The 2,991-nt window shown below is 61.2% G+C and carries 4 protein-coding genes; all 4 read left to right on the top strand.

Annotated features, from left to right (window positions below):
* The first annotated feature begins 87 nt into the window (after positions 1 to 87).
* Genes FNJ84_RS21555 through FNJ84_RS21570 form a run of 4 tightly spaced genes read left to right on the top strand, consistent with a single transcriptional unit; the run spans position 88 to position 2,970 of the window.
* Complete coding sequence (locus FNJ84_RS21555) at positions 88 to 474, top strand: transposase (RefSeq protein WP_143795250.1); 387 nt, start codon at positions 88 to 90, stop codon at positions 472 to 474.
* Positions 471 to 818, top strand: coding sequence for an IS66 family insertion sequence element accessory protein TnpB (gene tnpB / locus FNJ84_RS21560; RefSeq protein WP_143795251.1), 348 nt, complete (start codon positions 471 to 473; stop codon positions 816 to 818). The genes FNJ84_RS21555 and tnpB overlap by 4 nt, the downstream gene beginning before the upstream one ends.
* 59 nt (positions 819 to 877) lie before the next feature.
* Positions 878 to 2,383 (top strand): IS66 family transposase, encoded by a 1,506-nt coding sequence (locus FNJ84_RS21565; RefSeq protein WP_143795252.1) that lies wholly within the window; start codon positions 878 to 880, stop codon positions 2,381 to 2,383.
* A 17-nt stretch (positions 2,384 to 2,400) separates the two neighbouring features.
* On the top strand, positions 2,401 to 2,970 hold the full coding sequence (locus tag FNJ84_RS21570) for a plasmid pRiA4b ORF-3 family protein (protein WP_143795253.1): 570 nt from the start codon (positions 2,401 to 2,403) through the stop codon (positions 2,968 to 2,970).
* Positions 2,971 to 2,991: the final 21 nt, after the last annotated feature.

A 2,991-nucleotide genomic window follows, 5' to 3' on the forward strand; every position in this document is an offset into this window, starting at 1 on the left:
TCGTAACCGTCCGGGCTCACTGCTCTGCCGCAGATAGAGAGTAATCGATAGTGTCCGCTTAGGATAGCGGACACTCTGGGGTTATTGATGGCGGGTCGGACCAAGCGGCTTTGGACGGACGAGGAGAAGCGTTCGATCTGTTTTCAGACGACGGCAGCTGGTGTTTCGGTGGCGCAAGTCGCACGGCGCTATGCAATGAACGCGAACATGGTATTCAAGTGGCTCCGTGACCCACGGTATGCGCCAGACGCTGAGCAGACGGTCGATGCGGGCCTGGCGGACATCTCCTGTTTCTTACCAGTGGAGATCATCGATCAGCCACGGATCGATAACGTTGTTCCGGTCGCTGATCCTATGCCGACGTCGGCGGCAGGGACGATTGAGATCGATATTGCTGGCGGCCATCGGCTGCGCATCATCGGTGCCTACGATCCGGCGGCCTTGGCGTTGCTGATCCGGGGCCTGTCAGGATGATCCCGGTTCCGGTCAATACGCGTGTCTGGCTGGCCGCTGGTGTCACTGATATGCGACGCGGGTTCACGACACTGGCGGCCCAAGCCGAGCAGACGCTGAAGCAGGACCCATTTGCGGGCCACATGTTCGTCTTCCGGGGGCGGCGTGGCGATCTGATCAAGATCATCTGGTGGGATGGTCAAGGCGCATGCCTGTTCTCAAAGCGTCTGGAAAGGGGCCGGTTCGTTTGGCCATCGGCGAAGGAGGGCAAGATCGCCCTGACGGCGGCGCAATTGGCGATGCTGCTGGAGGGGATCGACTGGCGTCTGCCGCAACGCAGCTGGAAGCCGCTCAAAGCAGGGTAAATGACCCCGCGCGGTTTATCCGGGATTCCCGCGATGGCCTTGTTTTGCTATGCTGAGGCATGCTGGATTTTGCCAAATCTTTGCCGGAAGATCCCGATGAACTGCGCCGCTTCACGGCCCTTCTGCTGGCCGAGGTGAAGTCGCAGGCAATGTTGATCGAGAAGCTGCGCCACCAGCTGGCCGGTCACCGCAGCCACAGGTTCGGCCCCTCGTCCGAGACGATCGATCAGCTTCAGCTGGCCCTTGAAGCCAGTGAGATCGCCGTTGCGAAGATGACCGCAAAGTTGCGCCTTCCCGATGAAGACCCGAAGGACAAACCGAAGCGTCGGCCTATCCCGGACCATATTCCACGCCAGGAGATCGAGCTGACGACCGGCGATGACGACTGCGCCCATTGTGGCGGAACCCTGCGCCGCTTGGGCGAAGATATAACCGAAGAATTAGAGTATGTGCCGGGTCGGTTCATCGTGAACCGGATTGTGCGACCGCGCTTCGCCTGTTCCGGCTGCGAGGCGTTCACACAGGCAGCTTTACCGTCGCGGCCCATCGAGCGTGGCCGCCCTGGACCCGGCCTTCTAGCGCATGTGCTGGTCAACAAGTACGCCGATCACCTGCCGCTATACCGGCAAAGCCAGATCTTTGAGCGTGATGGCCTGGATCTGGACCGCTCGACCTTGGCAGACTGGGTAGGCAAGTCGACGGCGCTGCTGGAACCGCTGGCAGATGCGATCGGCCGACATGTTCTGGCCGGACAGGCGATCTTCGCGGACGACACTCCGGTGAACATGCTGGCACCGGGGGCCGGCAAGACAGCCACGGCGCGGCTGTGGGCCTACGGTCGAGACGAACGATCTTGGGGTGGCGATACACCGCCCGCCAGCTGGTATCGCTTCTCACCCGACCGGAAAGGGCAGCACCCGAAAGATCATCTGTCAGGATATCACGGCTGGATGCATGCCGACGGCTACGCCGGTTTCGAAGATCTTTACCGGACCGGCGGCATCCGCGAGGTCGCCTGCATGGCACACGTGCGGCGCAAGTTCGTCGACATCCACAGGGCCCAAGGGTCTGCCATCGCCGGCGAAGCCATCACGCGCATCGCGCAGCTCTACGCCATCGAGAAGGAAGCGCGGGGATCGCCGCCGGACAGCCGCGTCCAGATCCGACAGGTGAAGGCGAAGCCAATCTTTAACCACCTCGAAGCATGGCTGCACGCCCAGTTGCCATCCATCTCGGGCAAATCGCCTTTGGCCGTGGCCATCCGATACGCCCTGACCCGCATAAGACGGCTCCGCCCCTATCTCGATCACGGCATTCTGGAACTGGACAACAACACGGCCGAAAGGGCGATGCGATCCATCGCCATCGGCAGAAAGAACTATCTTTTCGTCGGATCGCTGACCGGCGGCCGCGCCGCCGCAATCGCATACACCCTGATCGAAACCGCCAAACTGAACGGCGTTGATCCGCAGGCCTGGCTGGCTGATACACTGGCCTGTATCCCCGACCACAAAATCACCCGCATCGACGATCTGCTGCCGTGGCATTGGCGGACCGACAAATAGAAGGACACTGTCCCGGCATGACCATCACGCGTCTGAAGATCACTCTCGAAGGCATCGAGCCCGTCGTCTCGCGGATCCTCGAGGTGCCCACCGACATCCGCCTCGATCGGCTTCATCTCGTTATCCAGGCATCCATGGGGTGGGAGAACGCTCATCTCTACGAGTTTATGGCAGGCACGGTCCGCTGGACCTTGCCCGATCCCGCCTTCGGCAACGACGCGCTGTCAGTCGCAAAGGCCAAACTTGCTGACCTCATCGACGCTGCCGGAGCAGCCCCGATCCGCTACGTCTACGATTTTGGAGATGACTGGGCCCATGCGATTGAGGTCAACACAATCGGTGATCCCACACCCGGAAACCTCTATCCCCGACTGGTCGACATCACGGGACGATGCCCGCCCGAGGACGTCGGCGGCCTCCCGGGATACGAACACTTCCTCAAGGCAATCGGCGATAAAGCCCACCCCGAACACGAAGACCTAACAGAATGGGCGGGCGGGCCATTCGATCCGCATGTCCCCGACGCCGACGAACTCCGCTCCGAAGTCTTCAAGCTCGCAAAGAAATGGAAGCCAAAGAAAACGTAGGCAGCTTCACCGGACGGTTAC

The sequence above is a fragment of the Paracoccus sp. M683 genome, from assembly GCF_007096355.1.
In the GTDB taxonomy this organism is placed as follows: Bacteria; Pseudomonadota; Alphaproteobacteria; order Rhodobacterales; family Rhodobacteraceae; genus Paracoccus.

Bases quoted from the DNA above. Each gene is read 5' to 3' on its own strand.
- tnpB (WP_143795251.1), top strand. From the start codon at position 471: ATGATCCCGGTTCCGGTCAATACGCGTGTCTGGCTGGCCGCTGGTGTC.
- FNJ84_RS21565 (WP_143795252.1), top strand. From the start codon at position 878: ATGCTGGATTTTGCCAAATCTTTGCCGGAAGATCCCGATGAACTGCGC.
- FNJ84_RS21570 (WP_143795253.1), top strand. From the start codon at position 2,401: ATGACCATCACGCGTCTGAAGATCACTCTCGAAGGCATCGAGCCCGTC.
- FNJ84_RS21555 (WP_143795250.1), top strand. From the start codon at position 88: ATGGCGGGTCGGACCAAGCGGCTTTGGACGGACGAGGAGAAGCGTTCG.